Origin of the sequence: Paenibacillus sp. OT2-17 (assembly GCF_009827695.1) — a bacterium.
GTDB lineage: Bacteria > Bacillota > Bacilli > Paenibacillales > Paenibacillaceae > Paenibacillus > Paenibacillus polymyxa_B.
Genome location: NZ_WUDQ01000579.1, coordinates 1 through 2,285 on the forward strand (window position 1 = coordinate 1; position 2,285 = coordinate 2,285).

The following is a 2,285-nucleotide window of genomic DNA, read 5'->3' on the forward strand; positions in this document are numbered from 1 at the left end:
CCCAAAATTTCAGCGGCGAACTCCGTGGCAGCCTGCCAGGCCTCTTTTCGAGTTAATCCACAGTCTATGAGTGTGTCTAATTCCTCAAGGTTACGTCCATGTAACGAAGGTGTGGCAAAATCTGTACCGAACGCAATTCGTACGCCTGCTCTTTTGGCATAGCTAACGGCTTTAGGGTGGGCTTCGGCGGCGCGGGCGGCACGATCACAAATTTCCCTGTCGAGTGAAAGAACTCCAGAAGGGTCTGCAGCAATACGATAGATGGAAGCAGTAGGCACAAAGGCTGTCCTGGATTGCGCAAGCCGGTTGGCTTGATCCTCGGTCAAATACATTCCATGCTCTATAGATTCCACTCCAGCGTCAATAGACCAATCCACAGTAGGTCCGCCCCAGGTGTGAACCATGACTTTTATGTTGCGTGCATGGGCGCTACGCACAATAAAAGAGAATTCTTCCTCAGAAAAAATCGGGTTCAGCACTGTATCTGGCGACGAGCCTAGTCCCCCCGTTGCAAGAATTTTAATCCAGCTTGCCCCGGAATCAATAATTTCTGTTACCCGCCGTTCCAAATGCTTAAGACCTCGTGCGTCTCCGGCTCCAAGCATATCACCACTGGTATAAACTCTTAAAGGCTGGCTATAATGCTGACCTATATGCTTCACCGTACTTGGCAAAAGCCCACCTGCATCACGCACTGTAGTCACTCCAGCCTGGAAAGTAGCCTCAAAGGCTTGCGCCTGCATCACTTCGATCTCCAGTTCATCGCGCTTCTCCTGGTCAGTATGATTAAAATCCGTCCATGCCAAATGCGTATGAAGATCAATTACGCCGGGGCTAATCCATAGGTCGCCATCTGGACCATTTTGTTGAGTATGCGAGAATAAGGACTCTGCAATGGACGAAAAACGACCATTGGTGATTGTTATATCAAATCGTTTCCCATCAATCCCCGCCACAAATATATTTTTATAGGTTAACTCTTTTTGAATTTTATTTTCCATCTTCATTCCTCCAAATTAACCTTTGGGCGGCAAGCGCATGATAAGGGTCTTGATGTACAAGCTCAGCAAGCGTTTGGATAGCTTCTTCAACGCTTTGTTGATTTGCCTTCGCCCCAAAATGGTTAATGCGTAAGAGTTTATTATGCAATTCTCCATCTCCGGGTGCGACAATGCCTATGGGCTGTTCGATATTGAAATTACCGCCTTGAGGAATCCGAACCGTTGTAGTCAACGTTGAGTAGCTATCTTTATTCCGCTGCCACGGTTCAAGGCCCAAGGCTTTAATGCCAGCAATTGCAGCAGATGTAGTTAAGCGATGGCGGCGGTTGACTGCTTCCAGACCTTCTTCTTCAATAAGCTTTAATGACTCTATAAGCGCACGGGCTTCCAAAACAGGGATGTTGGCAGGAACTCGCACGGGCGTCACATGATTAGGGGAACGCTTTAAGTCAAGCAAAGACAGTATGGAATTGCGCGGCGCATTTTTGTTGGAGGCCAGAAACTCCCAGCCACGGGGAGAAATCCCCACAGCGCTGATCCCGTTAGGCCCGGATAGTGCTTTTTGCGCCCCTACAGCTACAAAATCAATTCCCCACTCGTCCATGAGCACCGGTTCGCCCCCGATTGCAGAAACTGAATCTATCACGGTTATAATGTTTGATCTACGCGCAAGCTCCATGATTTCCCTTGTTGGATTAGAGCCTCCTGTGACCACTTCCGCCTGCACAAAAGAAAGCGCACATGGGTTATATCGCTCAATCGCTGCGGCGACTTCATCTACAGTTACCACATCATCAAAAGATGTTTTGAGTTCGATGACTTCTGCTCCGCCACGCGCAAGCCAGTTACCAAAAATCGTTCCATATGGACCTGTCACAATGTTTAGAATTTTACGGTCGGGCGCAGATATGCCTGCTGCTATGGCTTCAATTCCCAGGATCGCCTCGCCCGGTATGATTACCGGGGATTCTTGGGTGGACAGGAGTTTGGAGAGCAAGTTAGTTAGCGTATCAAACTCCGATATTGTAAGAGGTACAAATCCTTTATTATTTTGACTCATAAATACCTCCTGCAGAATGGGATATTGGCATTTTAGGAACAGCGGACAAAAGCTCACGGCTATAAGGCGTTTCAGGACGAGAAAAGAATTTCTCCTTGGGGTTGATCTCAACCAGCTTCCCCTGCCGCATTACAGCAACAATATCGCTTATGGCATTTATAACTCCCAAGTCATGAGAGATAAAAAGCATCGTAAGATTAAGCTCCGATTTGAGTGTGCTCAAC

Annotated in this window: 2 protein-coding genes and 1 pseudogene; all 3 read right to left on the reverse strand. The window is 47.7% G+C overall.

Annotated elements, in window-relative coordinates; translation table 11 throughout:
* The coding region (locus GRP75_RS24790; protein WP_160790653.1) for an amidohydrolase family protein at positions 1 to 1,001 on the reverse strand (1,001 nt) is incomplete at its 3' end.
* On the reverse strand, positions 991 to 2,061 hold the full coding sequence (locus GRP75_RS24795) for a pyridoxal-phosphate-dependent aminotransferase family protein (protein WP_160790654.1): 1,071 nt from the start codon (positions 2,059 to 2,061) through the stop codon (positions 991 to 993). The genes GRP75_RS24790 and GRP75_RS24795, both read right to left, overlap by 11 nt.
* Positions 2,048 to 2,285 (reverse strand): annotated as a pseudogene (locus GRP75_RS24800) (ABC transporter ATP-binding protein); the annotation flags it as partial. The gene GRP75_RS24795 and the pseudogene GRP75_RS24800, both read right to left, overlap by 14 nt.